The sequence below is a fragment of the Candidatus Venteria ishoeyi genome, assembly GCF_030378065.1.
Lineage (GTDB): Bacteria > Pseudomonadota > Gammaproteobacteria > Beggiatoales > Beggiatoaceae > Venteria > Venteria ishoeyi.
This window is the reverse complement of sequence record NZ_JAUCGJ010000011.1, coordinates 46,987-63,382: the sequence shown is the minus strand read 5'-3', so window position 1 is coordinate 63,382 and position 16,396 is coordinate 46,987. Positions and strand designations below refer to the sequence as shown.

Annotated in this window: 16 protein-coding genes; 15 read left to right on the top strand and 1 reads right to left on the bottom strand. The window is 46.5% G+C overall.

Annotation, left to right across the window (positions count from 1 at the left end):
- Positions 1 to 34: 34 nt before the first annotated feature.
- The 12 genes from topA to QUF61_RS05220 all read left to right on the top strand — a co-directional run bounded on the left by topA (position 35) and on the right by QUF61_RS05220 (position 11,429).
- Positions 35 to 2,362: a type I DNA topoisomerase gene (topA, locus tag QUF61_RS05270; RefSeq protein WP_289680837.1), complete on the top strand. Its 2,328-nt coding sequence runs from the start codon at positions 35 to 37 to the stop codon at positions 2,360 to 2,362.
- On the top strand, positions 2,343 to 2,588 hold the full coding sequence (locus QUF61_RS05265; protein ID WP_103921887.1) for a hypothetical protein: 246 nt from the start codon (positions 2,343 to 2,345) through the stop codon (positions 2,586 to 2,588). The genes topA and QUF61_RS05265 overlap by 20 nt, the downstream gene beginning before the upstream one ends.
- Positions 2,572 to 2,841 carry a type II toxin-antitoxin system RelE family toxin gene (locus QUF61_RS18180; RefSeq protein ID WP_103921886.1) on the top strand — a complete coding sequence of 90 codons (270 nt, stop codon included), beginning with the start codon at positions 2,572 to 2,574 and terminating at the stop codon, positions 2,839 to 2,841. Before QUF61_RS05265 ends, QUF61_RS18180 begins: the two co-directional genes overlap by 17 nt.
- Positions 2,842 to 2,942: 101 nt before the next feature.
- Complete coding sequence (dapA, locus tag QUF61_RS05260) at positions 2,943 to 3,818, top strand: 4-hydroxy-tetrahydrodipicolinate synthase (RefSeq protein ID WP_103921885.1); 876 nt, start codon at positions 2,943 to 2,945, stop codon at positions 3,816 to 3,818.
- Between the two features lie 218 nt (positions 3,819 to 4,036).
- Positions 4,037 to 4,864: a formylglycine-generating enzyme family protein gene (locus QUF61_RS05255; RefSeq protein ID WP_289680834.1), complete on the top strand. Its 828-nt coding sequence runs from the start codon at positions 4,037 to 4,039 to the stop codon at positions 4,862 to 4,864.
- 246 nt (positions 4,865 to 5,110) lie between these two features.
- A complete protein-coding gene (locus tag QUF61_RS05250) occupies positions 5,111 to 5,833 on the top strand; it encodes a formylglycine-generating enzyme family protein (RefSeq protein ID WP_289680832.1) in 723 nt (240 codons plus the stop codon).
- Positions 5,834 to 5,959: 126 nt separating this feature from the next.
- Entirely contained in the window at positions 5,960 to 6,646 is a 687-nt protein-coding gene (locus tag QUF61_RS05245; RefSeq protein ID WP_289680831.1) for a hypothetical protein, read from the top strand.
- Between the two features lie 172 nt (positions 6,647 to 6,818).
- Entirely contained in the window at positions 6,819 to 7,709 is an 891-nt protein-coding gene (locus QUF61_RS05240) for a hypothetical protein (protein WP_289680829.1), read from the top strand.
- A complete protein-coding gene (locus tag QUF61_RS05235) occupies positions 7,706 to 8,617 on the top strand; it encodes a hypothetical protein (protein WP_289680827.1) in 912 nt (303 codons plus the stop codon). Before QUF61_RS05240 ends, QUF61_RS05235 begins: the two co-directional genes overlap by 4 nt.
- 106 nt (positions 8,618 to 8,723) lie before the next feature.
- Positions 8,724 to 8,912, top strand: coding sequence for an AbrB/MazE/SpoVT family DNA-binding domain-containing protein (locus tag QUF61_RS05230; RefSeq protein ID WP_407080047.1), 189 nt, complete (start codon positions 8,724 to 8,726; stop codon positions 8,910 to 8,912).
- Positions 8,913 to 9,099: 187 nt separating this feature from the next.
- Complete coding sequence (bamC, locus tag QUF61_RS05225; protein WP_177428628.1) at positions 9,100 to 10,215, top strand: outer membrane protein assembly factor BamC; 1,116 nt, start codon at positions 9,100 to 9,102, stop codon at positions 10,213 to 10,215.
- Positions 10,215 to 11,429: a UbiH/UbiF/VisC/COQ6 family ubiquinone biosynthesis hydroxylase gene (locus tag QUF61_RS05220; protein WP_289680824.1), complete on the top strand. Its 1,215-nt coding sequence runs from the start codon at positions 10,215 to 10,217 to the stop codon at positions 11,427 to 11,429. Before bamC ends, QUF61_RS05220 begins: the two co-directional genes overlap by 1 nt.
- Positions 11,430 to 11,455: 26 nt before the next feature.
- Here the strand turns inward: QUF61_RS05220 and QUF61_RS05215 are convergent, their stop codons facing one another.
- Entirely contained in the window at positions 11,456 to 13,030 is a 1,575-nt protein-coding gene (locus tag QUF61_RS05215; RefSeq protein WP_103921879.1) for an alpha/beta hydrolase, read from the bottom strand.
- Between the two features lie 158 nt (positions 13,031 to 13,188).
- Between QUF61_RS05215 and QUF61_RS05210 the strand changes: the two genes are divergently transcribed.
- The 3 genes from QUF61_RS05210 (at position 13,189) to QUF61_RS05200 (ending at position 16,380) form a co-directional block, all read left to right on the top strand.
- Entirely contained in the window at positions 13,189 to 14,523 is a 1,335-nt protein-coding gene (locus QUF61_RS05210; RefSeq protein WP_289680822.1) for an N-acetylmuramoyl-L-alanine amidase, read from the top strand.
- Positions 14,524 to 14,579: 56 nt separating this feature from the next.
- A complete protein-coding gene (locus QUF61_RS05205; protein WP_103921877.1) occupies positions 14,580 to 15,344 on the top strand; it encodes a HesA/MoeB/ThiF family protein in 765 nt (254 codons plus the stop codon).
- A 517-nt stretch (positions 15,345 to 15,861) separates the two neighbouring features.
- Complete coding sequence (locus tag QUF61_RS05200) at positions 15,862 to 16,380, top strand: CBS domain-containing protein (protein WP_103921876.1); 519 nt, start codon at positions 15,862 to 15,864, stop codon at positions 16,378 to 16,380.
- The last annotated feature ends 16 nt before the right edge of the window (positions 16,381 to 16,396 follow it).

Below are 16,396 nucleotides of genomic sequence, written 5' to 3'. Positions count from 1 at the left end.
AATATAAACGTGACATTTTAATTTTCTGGACACTATGAGCAAACATCTGGTTATTGTGGAATCGCCCGCTAAAGCGAAAACCATTAAAAAATATCTTGGCAAGGGTTTTGAAGTCATGGCCTCTTATGGTCATGTGCGGGATTTGCTGCCCAAAAATGGCGCAGTGGATACTGAGCATGATTTTGCTATGAAATATGAGCTGATTGAAAAAAATGCTCGCCATGTCTCTTCCATCAGCAAAGCAATGAAAGCGGCTGATGCCCTGTATCTGGCAACTGACCCGGATCGCGAAGGTGAAGCGATTTCCTGGCACTTATACGAATTACTCAAAGATCGGGGTTTGCTCAACGACAAGCTGGTTAAACGGGTAGTATTTCACGAGATCACCAAACAGGCGATTAATGATGCGGTCGCCAATCCCCGTGACTTGTCAATGGATTTAATCAATGCCCAGCAAGCGCGGCGGGCATTGGATTATCTGGTGGGGTTTAATCTCTCGCCACTGCTGTGGAAAAAAATTCGCCGTGGTTTGTCCGCAGGCCGTGTGCAGAGTCCGGCGCTGCGTTTGATTGTCGAGCGCGAAGAAGAAATCGAAAAGTTCAAACCCAAAGAATACTGGACAGTTGATGCTGACGTACAGGAACCCAAGAAAAAGGGTAAAAAACAATCCTTGCCATTTATTGGCAAGCTGAATCTTTATAGTGGTAAAAAAGTCAGCCAGTTTAGCTTAAACAGTGAAGAACTGGCACATGGTGCGCGTGACAGCTTACTGGCGACAGCCAATGGCAAACTGACTGTAAACAAAGTTGAAAAGAAACAGCGTCGCCAGCAACCTTCACCGCCGTTTATTACTTCAACCCTGCAACAGGAAGCCGCACGTAAACTGGGTTTTACCGCGCAGCGCACCATGTCGATTGCCCAGCAACTCTATGAAGGCATTGATACAGGTGATGGCGCGGTGGGTTTAATCACCTATATGCGTACCGACTCGGTGAATCTGGCACAGGAAGCCGTGGATGAGTTGCGTAATGTGATTACTCAACGCTATGGCGCAGAAAGCCTGCCCAAAAATCCGCGTGCCTTTAAGACCAAATCCAAAAATGCCCAGGAAGCGCATGAGGCAATTCGCCCGACTTCAGCCTTGCGCCACCCGGATGAAATTAAAGATCGCCTTAAACCTGAGCAACTCAAACTTTACACCCTGATTTGGCGACGTACCGTTGCCTGTCAGATGGTTCACGCCACCTTAAATATGGTGGCAATAGATTTAAGCTGCGGTGAAGGTAATAACTTTCGCGCTACCGGCTCCGTACTCGCTAAACCCGGTTTCCGTCAGGTTTACATGGAAGGCATGGATGACGATAAAAAACCTGATGATGAAGAGCGTTTGCTGCCACCCTTAAAAGAAGGCGAAGAAATTGATTTGCTGGGCATACGCGCCGATCAGCATTTTACCGAGCCACCACCGCGTTATTCTGAAGCACGTTTAATTAAAACCCTGGAAGAACATGGCATTGGCCGCCCTTCCACCTATGCCAGCATTATTTCCACCCTGCAAAACCGTGAATACGTGGAACTGGATAAAAAACGTTTTATCCCCACCGATGTCGGGCGTATTGTGAATAAATTTCTCACTGAACATTTTTCCCAGTACGTGGATTATAAATTCACCGCAAAACTGGAAGATGAACTCGATGCCGTGTCACGCGGTGAGCAGGAATGGGTACCGCTGCTGAAGCGCTTCTGGACCAAATTTGACAAGCTGATTAAGGATAAAACCGAATCGGTACAGCGCAAAGATGTCACCCATGAAGAACTCGATGAAAAATGCCCGGAATGCGACAGCCCCTTATCGATACGTTTGGGTAAACGCGGTAAGTTTATCGGTTGCACCAATTACCCGGAGTGCAAATACACCCGCAACATGGATGGCACGGAATCCTCCAACGAACCGGAAGTGGTGGAAGGCCGCACCTGTCCAAAATGTGATTCAGCGTTGCACATCAAATTAGGCCGTTATGGCAAATTTATCGGTTGCAGCGCCTATCCCAAGTGCAAACACATTGAGCCACTGGAAAAACCCAAAGATACCGGCGTAGAATGTCCAGAATGCAAACAAGCCAATCTGATGGAGAAAAAATCGCGTTATGGTAAGATTTTTTATTCTTGCTCGCGTTATCCAGATTGTAAATACGCCATCTGGAACCCGCCCTTAAAAGAACCCTGCCCTAAATGCGGCTGGCCGGTTTTGACCATTAAAACCACCAAACGCCGGGGTACGGAAAAAGTCTGTCCACAGAAAGAATGTGATTATGCAGAGCAAATACCAGGGGAGGATAAAGATGCAAACGATCCCCATTGAAGATGACTTGATGAGTAAAGCGGTACAAAAAACAGGTATTTCCAACCGCAAACTAATTGTTGAAGCAGGTGTGCAGTTACTTATTGCCATGGCAAATAAACAACCAGATATCATCGCTTTACTGGAAGACATGGAAGACATTCAAGATGCCGAGGCGGTGTTATCTCGCAATGAACCTAGTATTTCTTTAGCAGATTTGAGGAAAGAACTTGGTCTGGAGAATTGAATTTAAAGACTCTGCCCGTAAATCAATATTAAAGCTGGATAAATCAACACAAACAAGAATTCTGAACTTCCTTTCTCAGCGCGTGCAATCGAGTGAGAACCCAAGATTTTCGGGAAAAGCCTTGCAGGGTAACTTAAAAAAACTGTGGCGTTATAGAGTGGGTGATTACCGACTTGTTTGTGATATTCAGGATGAAACGATTACCATAACAGTTATTAAACTGGGTCATCAAAAAGATATTTATCGGCAGTGAGTATATTCATTGATGAAGGATAGTTAACTACTTATAATTGTAGGTATTATTCCTCCCCCGTAAAATCATAACCATAAAACCATATTTGGAGATAACACGTCATGTTTCAGGGCAGTATTGTGGCCTTAGTCACACCGATGCAGGAAGACGGCAGTCTGGACGATGCCGCTTTCCGGCGTTTGATTGAGCATCATATCGAACAGGGCAGCGACGGTCTGGTGATCGTTGGCACCACGGGAGAATCTGCAACCCTCAGTCATCAGGAACATTGCCAGTTATTGAAGACCGCGGTTGAACAAGCCAAAGGGCGTATCCCGATTATTGGCGGCACAGGTGCTAATGCCACGGCTGAAGCGATTGCTTTAAGCAAATGCGCAAAAGCTGCCGGGGTACAAGCCAGCCTTTCGGTGACGCCATATTATAATAAACCCACTCAGGAAGGTTTATATCAACATTTTAAAGCCATCAGCACAGCGGTGGATTTGCCGATCATTCTTTATAATGTACCGGGGCGCACGGGTTGTGATTTATTACCTGAAACTGTGGCGCGTCTGGCAAAACTGCCGGGAATTATCGGCCTGAAAGATGCCACCGGAGATTTGATGCGGGTGCGTTTGCAGCGGCGTTTATGCGGCGAGGATTTTCTGCTGTTCAGCGGTAATGACGACAGCGCTTTAGAACTTATGGCACTGGGTGGTAACGGCGTCATTTCAGTCACGGCCAATGTCGCACCAAAAGCCATGCATGACATGTGTCAGCAGGCACTGGCAGGTAATATCGCAGCAGCAGATGCCATTGATGTGACCTTACAAGGCTTGCACAGCAGTTTATTTGCAGAACCCAATCCCATTCCGGTCAAATGGGCAGTGCAGCAACAAGGTCTGCTTTCGGGTGTGATTCGCTTGCCTTTAACCCCCTTGTCTGAAGTCCATCATGAAGCGGTGAAAAGCGCGATGCAGCAGGCGGAGAAAGTATAACAAAACCTATAACGCTGAATTGGCCTTAGTTTCTGATTCGGCAACCTTTTATACCTCCCGCAGAGGCGCAGGGACGCAGAGAAAAGCTTAAAGACAGCTCTAAAGTCTCTGCACCTTTGCGTCTCTGCGGGAAATATTGATGGATTGATGAGCAAAGCCAATTAATTGCAAGTGGTTTTGTAACGTATTAGTTTTAAACCGTAAACCGAGTCCCCATCATGCCTTATTTTATTTTCCCTCTGTTATTTCTGTTTTCCTTATCAATTTCAGCGGCAGAAAGCTTTACCAATACCATCGGTATGAAGTTTGTCAAAGTTGGCGCATCCAAGGGCAGCGTAACGGATGACATCGCAGCCAAACGCCGCTGCAATCCCCTGTTTTTTGAGGATTGCGGTGGCGGTGGCAATAGTGCTTATCCAGGTGCTATTGATTATCCTTTATGGGTTGGCACTACAGAAGTCACCCAGGCGCAGTGGCAAAAACTGATGGGAGACAATCCTTCTCATTTTAAAGGTGATCAGCATCCGGTGGAGCAGGTCAGTTACCGGGATGCCGAGCAGTTTATCGCCAAATTAAATCAAACCGAGCCAGGGAAACACTATCGCCTGCCGACGGAGTGGGAATGGGAATATGCCGCGCGCGCAGGCAGTCAGGCTGATTATTGGTGGGGTACGCAAGCCCCTGTATGTCAAAAGGGCGCGCGTAATGGTGCCAGGTTTAACCAATGTGATGATAGTAGAACAGGATCGGTGAAATCTTATCAAGCCAATCCTTTTGGTTTATATGATGTACATGGCAATGTCTGGGAATGGACTTGTAGCTTGCATAAAAATCCCTATGCTAAAAAATGTGATGCCTCTGGCGCATCAGGCCCTCGTGTGTTGCGCGGCGGCTCCTGGGATAGCGATAGCGATTACCTGCGCCTTGGCTACCGCGTCAGCATCGACCCTGATGGGCGTAACTACGGTATCGGGTTTCGTGTGGTGTTTTCGGGTCTCGCCAGCCTACCCGGTTTGCAGAATATTGGTATTTATGGATACCAATAGCGTCATTTCGGGTATCCATGCGGTATTTGTCCTTGCCGCTCACGGATGGGTTTGCAAAATAAAATGTCAGGATGACGGGCAACGGGGTTGGTAGGTTTATCCGAAGACTCCGTTGTTATTAAATTTTCAGTGCGTGGTTTACCACAAATTTATAGATGATTAATGATGCCTTATTTTATTTTTTCTTTATTTACACTATTTTCCTTATCAGGTATGGCAGCAGAAACATTCACCAATTCTATTGGTATGAATTTTGTCAAAATTAGCAACTCAACCAGCGGCGTAACGGATGACATCGCAGCCAAACGCCGCTGCAATCCCCTGTTTTTTGAGGATTGCGGTGGCGGTGGCAATAGTGCTTATCCAGGTGCTATTGATTATCCTTTATGGGTTGGCACTACAGAAGTCACCCAGGCGCAGTGGCAAAAACTGATGGGAGACAATCCTTCTCATTTTAAAGGTGATCAGCATCCGGTGGAGCCGGTCAGTTACCGGGATGCCGAGCAGTTTATCGCCAAATTAAATCAAACCGAGCCAGGGAAACACTATCGCCTGCCGACAGAGTGGGAATGGGAATATGCCGCGCGCGCAGGCAGTCAGGCTGATTATTGGTGGGGTACGCAAGCCCCTGTATGTCAAAAGGGGGCGCGTAATGGTGCCAAGTTTAATGATGACAAACAATGTAATAATACAGGGACAGAACCGGTGAAATCTTATCAAGCCAATCCTTTTAGTTTATATGATGTGCACGGCAATGTCTGGGAATGGACTTGTAGCTTGCATAAAAATCCCTATGCTAAAAAATGTGATGCCTCTGGCGCATCAGGCCCTCGTGTGTTGCGCGGCGGCTCCTGGGTTACCGATGGCGTTGGCCTGCGCCTTGGCAACCGCAACTACTACGGCCCTGGTACACGTAGCAGCGATGTCGGGTTTCGTGTGGTGTTTTCGGGTCTCGCCAGGATAAAATAACCCTTTTTTCTTTATACTTTTACCCTTTTCAGTTGATGGTTTGCGGTCAAAATTATTGCTCGACAATCAACAACACGGGGGTATGGGGGCTGGCCCCCATTTTTTTAAAAATTTTCAGGAAACAAAATGATACGTTTTAAACTCACAGGATTGTTCCATTTGTTATGTATTTGTTCTTTCTTGCCATCCATTGCGCTGGCTGAATGTCGCCTGAATTCCAGCGAGCCGCATTGTCTTGGCCCTGCCGTCCATGTATTTGCAAATTATACCTATGCGCAAGAGGGTGTCCTGTATTTTCATAAAACCGTGTTTAACCAGGCTGATGTACGTTTTGATGAAGGTCAATTACTACCCTGGATTGCAAAAATGGCACAAGAACACGCGGCCTTGAAAAAAGCATTGTTATTGATTCAAAAACAATATGTTGATTTAGCGCAACGCCTGCATGATCTGGCTCAAGGACGGGCGGGTATTTTACGTGATTTCGGTGCGGATGCGGATGTCAGTGAAATGGATGCGGACGAGCGCAACCTTTCGGCAATGGGTATTAGACTTTCCGAAGTCAGCCAGAATTTTTTTCCTGCTATCAAACCTAAGTTATTACAATTGCGTAAATTGAGAGAACGCCAAAAAGTCCTGAAGGGATTACGGGGTTTTGAACAGTCTTTGGATGAAATGGCGCAAAAAATTTCGGGTAAATTAAACCAGTCAGGCGCAACAAATAAAGAATCTATTGATGTGATGAATGAGGTCATCGTTTCTTTGGAGCAGGCTTTACGGGATTTTGAGCAGGCAGTGAATCAAGGGAATTAATATTTACGGTTTTCCTCATTACCAAACGCTGCCTGGTAACGCCTGCTTTGCAAACTTTGCTTGATATACTGCAAGCTGGAGCTTGCGAGGTCTGCATTCCCAATGAGGACATTGGGAACGAGGTAAACCGTAAACCGTAAACCGTAAACCGTAAACCGTAAACCGTAAAATTATGAACATAAAAAATTCAATTATTATTATTTTATTCTGCTTTCCTGCCTCTGTGTTAGCGAGCGAGGTTTTTAAGGTTTCTCCAGAACTCATCCAGCAAATGTTCGGTTTGCAGGATAAAAACCAGCATGTGGCAAAACGTCCATTTAATTTGTCGGAATTAGAGCAGTTGTTGCAAACACCGGAAATGCATCAACAAGATGCAGAGGAATTGACGCGCCGTTATTTGGCGATTTGTTATCCGGCTGGAGAGGTTGCGTTGCAAAAGCTGCTGGATTCCGAGCTTTCCCTGGTAGTTAAAAAAACCTTATTAGGGGCTTCCCCCGCACAGGTTCGCTTTGGTGGTTCGGTTTCTTTGATAGCATTATTGCAGCAAAATGATACTGAATTATTAACCGCCATTGCAAATGCACCGGGGCTTCGTCTTTCTATGGATGTGCCAGTTAAAGAGATACTGGCATTTAATTCGAGCAATTACCAGGCAAATATATTTTACGGCACTTACGTGCCGATGCGGGATATTCAGCAAAAAGAGTATACGCTCAGCACTGCACGTGCTAAAAATCATCTGCTGGCTGCTTTTCTGGATCAAAATAAAAATCAGCGCCTGAATTATTTTTTCACTGCCAGGCATTGTAAACAATCTCGCTGTTTGTCACCTAATCAGGGGGTGAGTTTTGCTGCTTTTGAATTTGCTGATTTTTCCGCCTATGGTGTGAAAGCCGATGATCAACTGGTGGCAGCTTGTTTTTATGAGGGGCTTTATCGGCGTGATTATCGGGATAAAACTGAAATTGAATTGAAGTTTACAAATTGTAAGCTGACTCAAGTCAATGGCGCACCCCCGCAAACCACGCCATTGCTTGAAACGCTGAAGCGGGTTTCACCGTGACTTATTTAAAAATTTCACTCATTGCCTTATTGGTTTCCGGACTTTCAGTTTCTTTGCTCCCGCGTCAGGCTGATGCCTGGATTTTCGGTTTTTTTGCCCGTGGTTTTTTTACAACAACTGCGCGTGTTGCCGCTGGCGGCGTTTCCAGAGGTGTTGTGCGTAGTGGCTTCAGACAATTGGCTAAGGGTGGTGGTAAAAAAATATTACAGCGGCGCAGTGCCACTTTATTGAGCAAAGCAAAAACCCGGCGTGTTCATGTGCATCAGGGACAGGCGCGTATGCAGCGTTTATTTGGTAAAAAGCCTTATACGGTGCGTAATAAACAGGGGCGGATTATTTCCAGTGCAACGGTGAAGGGTGATAAGTTAATTTTCCGGGAGGCAGGAAAACAGACGGGCTTTGCGCAATGGGAAAAAAATGGTCTGATGCTATATCGTAGTGATGGTCAAAAGCTGGCACGCTTACATAACCTGGATAATCGCCTGCTTGCCTATGACCGTGATGAGCAGTATCTGGGGCAGTTCATAAAAGAGCAAATTGAAGATCAAATTATTAATTATTTTGTGGATGCCTTGGGAAACAGGCATGATTATATGCCCGTGCCACAAATTTCATCCGGGCAGCAGCTTCCTGAATCTGAGCGCATATACGGCTATGCAGACGATGGCAGCATCAGCGGTTATTCCAGTTTTAAGGACGGTATTTTATATGTTTATAACGCAAAAGGCGTGGAACTGGCGCATGTTGTCCGGGAGGCTGATATTTTGGTTGTTTATGATTTGCAGGGCGAAAAGCAGGGCAGTTTCAAACAGCAAGCGGATAAGATTTTAGCTTATGATGCGAATGATCAATTAGTGGGTTATATTGTAGATCAGGATGGCAAGGTGGTTTTTTTGGCACGTAGTTGAAGCCACTGTTTAATTGGACAGTTTTACATAAACTGAATTACAATATATATAAATAGGTAATTCATCCAGGTATTCCTAATGCGCAGCATCCAGAAGCCAAACTGTTATTCCCGCAGAAATCAGGCAAAAACTGCATCTATCCCCTTCTGGCAGGCTCGAATGGTTTATGTACGGTAATACCTTACATGTCGTTCCTGTCAAAGAAGATACGATTGCTGCATTTCGCGGACAGGGCAAAGAGGATTCGGTTGCACGTTTATTGGCGGAGCGTAGCAAGGATAACGCACACAAATGAAATCATATCTATTTGATACCTCTGCTTTACTGACATTACGGGATTTGGCAGATGCCTGGAAGCAGCCAGTGCGATGCCACGCTGGTGCATAAAGACCCTGAATTTAAAGCCTTAAAATGTCCGCAATTAGCGCTACCTTATAAACCCACTGTATAGCCTACAAATGAATACCCAAAAGGAATATCTGATGAAAAAAAACCACTGGTTAATGCCATTGCTGGGCAGTTTTTTGGTGCTGACACTGACAGCCTGCGGCATTACTGAAAAATATGATCGCCGCATTGAATACAAAAAATCACATGACATTAATCAGTTGGAAATCCCGCCTGACCTGGATGCCTCCATGGAAGATGAACTGGTTATTCCTGGCGGCAGCAAACGCAATAACACCTTGACTGGATATGAAAAAAATCAGGCCAAAGGCCGCCCTGGTAGCCACAATATGAAAAAAAAGGTGTTACCGATTGCCGATACAGTCCAGGTATTGCGTGATGGCAACAGTCGCTGGTTGCGGGTTAAGGCACCAGTGGATGAAGTCTGGCCCAAGGTTAAAACCTTCTGGCTGGAAGCGGGTTTTCTGCTGAAACGCGATCACAAGCAAGTTGGCATTATGGAGACCGAATGGACGGAAAACCGTGCTGATATTCCTCAGGATCTTGTGCGCCGTACCTTAGGCAAGGCACTGGACTTTTTCTGGGAAGCTTATACCCGTGATAAATTCCGCACCCGTTTGGAACACGCGCCGGATAATCAGGGCCAGACTGAGATATTTCTGACACATCGCGGTGCAGAACAAGTGTCTCAGGGTGAGAACTTTGTCTGGCAATACCGCCCTACCGATCCAGAGCTGGAAGTGGAAATGCTTAATCGCATGATGGTTTATCTGGGCTTGAGCGAAGAACAGGCAGTAGCACAGCAAGCCAAGGCGCAGGTGCAGGAAGCAAGCGCGGTGCTAGAACAACAGACCTTGCGAGTACGCAAGAATTTCATGCAAAGCTGGCGTTTAACCGGTTTAGCTTTGGATCGCAGTGGCTTTAGCGTGGAAGATCGCAATCGTGCCAAAGGTTTGTATTACGTGCGCTATGTTCCACAGAAAACCGTTGCCGACAACGATAAAGGCTGGCTTGACAGTTTAGCTTTCTGGCGTGGAGATGAAGCTGATAAAGCGCGTGATTTCCAGATTAAACTGGATGAAGCGAGCAATAATACAACCCAAATTAGTGTGCTGGATGAAAACGGCAAAGCCGTGCCGGAAGCGGTCAGCGTACAGATTCTGCAAGTATTGCTAGAGCAGTTGCGCTAATGAATCAGACCCTGGATGTATTGGTGGTTGGCGGCGGTCTGGTCGGTGCCAGCCTGACTCTGGCCCTGCTGCAACAGGGTTTTCATACTGGTTTGATCGAGGCTAAAAAGGCACAGCCTATTGAACCGGTCGATTTTTCCAGACCCGGTTTTGATCACCGGGTATTTGCCATTAGCCGTGCTTCCGAGCATATTTTTCGGGCATTGGGGGTCTGGGAAGCCATGTGCGCGCAGCGGGTCAGTCCTTATCAGGCCATGCAGGTCTGGGAAAGTTTTGGGGAAATTGGTTTTGATCACCAGGATATCGGGCAGGAAAACCTTGGGCATATTATTGAGTTGCAGGTCATACAATACGCCTTGCAACAACGTCAGCAGGATTTCCCGCAGTTACACGGCTATTTTGAGACCAAAGTCAGCCACCTGCAACAGCATGAAGATTATCTGGCAGTGCATCTGGATACGGGTGAAGTTTTAACAACCCGCTTGCTGGTGGGTGCCGATGGCGGTGATTCACAAATTCGCAAACTGGCGGGGATCAGTTGTGATATTCAACCTTATGGACATCATGCCCTGGTTGCCAGCATTGAAACTGCTTTGCCGCATCAGGCTACAGCGCGCCAACGCTTTTTACCTTCCGGGCCGCTGGCTTTTTTGCCACTGACTCAGCCGCATACCAGCTCTATTGTCTGGAGTCTGCCACCAGAACAGGCCGCAGCCATGCAAGCCTTAGATAAGCCAGCGTTTCATCAGGCATTAGAACAGGCATTTAATTCGCGCTTAGGTTCTGTACTGGAAAGTAGTGAATTATTTGCTTTCCCCTTGCGTCGCCGCCATGCCAAACCTTATGTGAAACCCCGTATTGCTTTGGTAGGGGATGCCGTGCGCAGTATTCATCCTTTAGCCGGTCAAGGCGTGAATATGGGGCTATTGGATGCCGCCAGTCTGTTTGATGTGATTGTACAGGCACAAACTAAACACCGCGATATTGGTGCATTGGAAACCCTGCAACATTATCAGCGTTGGCGTAAAGGTGAAAATCTAAAAATTTTGCTGGCAATGGATGGTTTTAAAAACTTGTTTGGCAACTCCTGGCTGCCGTTGCGCTGGGCGCGCAATATTGGGATGCGTTTGACTGATGCGGCTTACCCTTTGAAAAATAAATTGATGCAGCAGGCAATGGGTCTGGAAGGTGATTTACCGCGCTTGGCGCGGTAAACAATAAAAAAGCTCAATAAATATATTTAACAATCCTCATACTCTGTCACAAAATTTGGCGCTTCCAGGGTTTCCAAACAGGCGGGGTCAGGTTTGCGGTGGGGGTTACGAATAAAATCATACGCCACTTGTATGCCACATTCGCTGTTACTAATCACGGCATGACCCATATCGGGAAACTGAAAACGATAGCTGTTTTTTAATTTCCGGGCCAGTGCCTCCCCCCAAACTGCCGGGGTGACGGGATCGTAAAAACCATTCAAAATCAAGGTGGGGATATTAGATTCTACCGGCCAGTGAAAATCTTTTGCCACTTTGCCACTGCGCCAAAAACGACAGGGATCCCACTTCAACCCCTGCTCAATGATTGGCATCAGGCGGGGATAAGCTTGTGCAGCCGCCAATATATCCTGTTTTGTCAGCTTTTTATTCTGATCATGACATTCCACGGAAAGATTGGTCGCATAACTGAAACTTTCATCCATCAACATCCAGTAATACACGTCCGCCAACGCTTGCAATGCTTCCAGATCGCCTTGCCAGACAGCCTCTAAGGTGTAGGGCAGCATTTCTATCCACTCCCGGCTGTATAAGGCGTAAAACACCATATCCAGCAGACGGTGCGCAGAAACCGCCAGTTTCAGGGGTTCTTTTTCCTCCCCTTGGTATAGCAAAAGTTCGGGGGGTTGCTTGGCAAAACGCTTGAGCAATTCATAAAAATGGGCTTCCAGTTGCGGATAAGCCTGCTGACAGTTTTGATTTTCAGCACAGCCTTTAAACAGATTGTCAAAAGCGTTATGAATCACAAAAGCCAGGGTTTGCAGACTGTCTTTTTCAGGTGGGTACACGGAGTCCAGTATCACGCTGCGTATGCGTCCCGGATATTTACGCATAATATCCAGCGCCAGCCGGGTACCGTAAGAGACGCTGTATAAATTCCATTGCTGGCTGTCAAGCAATGCCATCAAATCCCGTACATCCTCAGTGCTTTTACGTGTAGTGTATTGTTCTAATTGTATACCCGCCGTTTGCAGTTGTGAATGACATAATTGGTAAGCCTGATACCACTGCCGTGTTTCCGCTTCCAGGCTCCATGGTTTGTTCAACCAGCTACGAATGGCAGCGCGTAAACTTGGGCAACGCAGCTCAGGCAGACTCATGCCCGTACCCCGCTGATCAAATAAAACCAGGCGGGAACTCCACTGATAAGCATCCATCAGCATCCACCAGGTTTCAATATTGTCTTGCTCCAGCGCAGTGGCAGACCCTGGGCCTCCGGCAAGAAACAATACCGGGCCTGGGTCTTTCTGTAACTGACCATTATTGGCCTGGAGCATTTTTTTCTGCGCCATCACCACTACAGGCAGACGCACCCTCTGATGCTCAGGCTGCTCAACAGCATGGCTTGGATAAAAATAAGCACATTGTGTGGTTTTACCCAGGCTCCAGGAGCGTTCAAACCAACATTGAGTCCATTGCAGACGCGCCCCATTTTGCAGGCTGGCGCTGGGTTGCTGGCTTGTTTGTAAAAACCAGAGCAAGGCCAATAAGAGCAACAGCGTGAATAAAAAAAACCATAACAGGCGCGAAATTTTGGGCATAAGAAAAATAGTATGGGCGGGCAGTCAAGTTCAAACCAGGGTTTTGTTGAAGGATGAATCGACTTGTTATTTGAAAAACAAACAGATATGATTCCTACTTAATGTAGATTGTACAGTAAAACAGACTTTAGGAATGCAGATAAAACAGGAAAGCGATCATGATACGCATATTGATAATATTGTCCATTCTCACACTCAACGCCAACCTGTTTATTTTGCAGAACAATGTGTGCGCAGCCGAACACAGCAAAGTGTTACAAATGCGTTGGCTGGACGATAGCGGCGAGCGTTTGCAACTGGTGTTTGATCTCAGTGAGCCTACACCGCACAATACATTTACATTGGCAGCGGAAAAAGATAAGGCCGAGCGAGTGGTGATTGATCTGAGCAATGCGGCGCTGTTAGGCGCATTACTACAAAAACCACAATACAGTGATTTATTGCTGAATATCCGCAGCGCCCCGCGTCACGAAAATGATCTGCGCGTGGTGCTGGATGTTGCCCAGACGGTTAAAATCAACAGCTTTACCTTAAAACCCGCCGGACGTTTTGGTCATCGTCTGGTCGTCACCCTGTCCACAATAAAGCCGCAAGCACCACTGCCACAAGTTCAAAAGCAGTTGGTCAAGCAAACACAAATTCGGCAGCGGCCTATGCAAACAAAGCGGATAAATTCCCTGCCAACACCGATGGCGGCAATGCAACCCATGACGACCTATCCACCGCTAAAAGCCACACAAAAAACCACACAAAAAGCCTTATTACCCAGCGGTAAGCGCAAGGTACTGGTCGCGATTGATGCGGGACATGGTGGCATTGATCCCGGCGCGGTGGGCAAACGCGGCGTGTATGAAAAAACTGTGGTGTTAGCCATTGCCCGCAAACTGGCAAAACGTATTAATCAGGAACCGGGTATGCAGGCGCTGATGGTGCGTAACGGGGATTATTATCTACGTCTGCGCGAGCGCATTGATTTTGCGCGCAGCCATCAGGCAGATTTATTTATTTCAATTCATGCTGATGCCTATGAAAAACGCAAATACCACCTGAAAGGTGCTTCGGTGTATATTCTGTCACAAAATGGCGCAAGCAGCGAAGCAGCGCACTGGCTGGCGCAAAAGGAAAATGCCTCAGATTTGCTCGGTGGCGTCAGTCTCAATGATAAAGAGGATATATTAGCTTCGGTATTACTGGATTTATCACAAACCGGCACGCTGGAATCCAGCGGTCAACTGGCACAATCGGTATTAACATCGCTGGGCGGTGTGGGCAGCATCTATCACCGGAAAGTGCAGCAAGCGGCATTTATGGTTTTACGCTCCCCGGATATGCCATCAATTTTAGTTGAAACCGCATTTTTATCGAATCCTGCTGAAGAGAAAAAACTCGCCTCTGCTGCCTATCAGGCAAAACTGGCAAAGAGTATTTTTGCAGGCATACGTCGTTATCTGCAAGATTATGCCCCACCCGGAACACTCATTGCGCGACATTGATTACGCAGTGTTAACTTTTTTGTGGCTTATGTCATAAAAAATGTGAGATTTTTAATATGGATACTGAACAACAAAAACGTTATGCCCGCCAAATCGCACTGCCCGGCATCGGCCCGGAAGGTCAGGAAAAACTCCTGGCTGCCAGAGTGCTGATTATCGGCATGGGTGGCCTGGGTTCACCAGCGGCGATTTATCTTGCCACTGCCGGTGTAGGTCATCTGGTACTCAGCGATTATGACCGCGTAGAACTGTCCAATCTGCAACGCCAGATTGTGCACAATACCCAGGATATTGGTGAGCTGAAAGTGGCCTCAGCCCGCCAGCACCTGCAATTATTAAATCCTGACTTAAAAATCACCACCCTGGACTATCAATTAGTGGATGAAGAACTGCACAGCCAGATACAGCAGGCTGATGTGGTACTCGATTGCAGCGATAATTTTAGCACCCGTTTTGCAATTAACCGGGTTTGCGTGAAAACCGGCACACCGTTAGTTTCCGGTGCGGCTATCGGTTTTGAAGGCCAGATTTCTGTATTTTTACCGGATCAGGCAGACAGTCCTTGTTATCACTGTATTTATCAGGATAATGGTCAGGAGGGTGACAGTTGTTCGCAACTGGGTATACTCGCGCCACTGGTGGGCGTGATTGGCAGTATGCAGGCGGTGGAAGCCTTAAAGCTGCTGTTGGGCATTGGCGACAAGCTCTGTGGACGTTTATTATTACTCGACGGCCTGCACATGGATTGGCGCACCTTGAAAGTCCGCCGCGATCCCAAATGCGCGGTGTGTGGGCAAGTGTCTCATGAAAATACGGTGTGAGTGCTTATACGCAGTATAGATAATCAACTACGATTCTCATATTTCCTATGGAGTGAGGATAAAATAAATACAGAAACTGGGCGCAGGATTTTTATTCATTTTCAAGGCGTGAAAACAGGCGCATAGCAAGCTATGTAACTGTTTTCGGAACGCAGAAAATGGAGAAAAAGACCAGCCAAGTTGCTGAAGTTATAAAATTCTCGCTCCTATAGCCATGATGAGTATTCCATAGGCATTGCCTATTCAGCGAACTTCTGCGTTTTCAGTGGCTTTATTAAGAAGATTTTTTAGCCGCAGAAGGCGCAGAAGTTCGCAGAAATAACAAGGCGTGTTATATTCTCGGACAGCCTTCAGGCAAAACATCCATAATGTGCTGAAAAATCTTTTGCCACTCCAGTATAATTTGGTATTTTTGAGCGCTTATTGTACGCTTTATCCCGTTGATGCAATTTATCCCTATCGGCATCATATTTTTTATTCCTTTCTTTCACAATACCAAGCAATGAGGTAACCGGCGATGACAGCCGCAACCATAATGAGCACGGATGTTATTTCTCTGAAAGCAGATGACAGCATCGCAGAAGCCCTACAACTGATGTGTAAAAATTCAATACACAATCTGCCGGTTCTGGATAAACGTGGTAATTTTCTGGGTTTATTCAGCTTGCGGCGTTTGTCACGAGAACTTCTGCCAAAAGCAGCAAAACTGGATGAAAATAGCCTGCTCATGCATATTAATTTTATGCCTGACAGTGCGGATGAATTATCAGAACGCTTAATTCAGTTAGGTCAGCGACCAGTATCAGATTTATTGGAAAAGAGTAGCAAATTGCGTTTGTGCAAGCCCGATACCACCTTACCCGAACTCTTACAATTGCTCTTTGAAAGCCCAGTCAGTCTGCCAGTTGTCGTGGTTGAAGGTAAAAAGAAAAGACTCGCTGGCATGGTTTCCAATTGGGATATTTTGACAAAATTAACCGTGAATCTTCTCAGTGATAAAGATAGCGATCCCTGTAAAAATACTAAAAAAATATAGCAACGGGCATTAAATA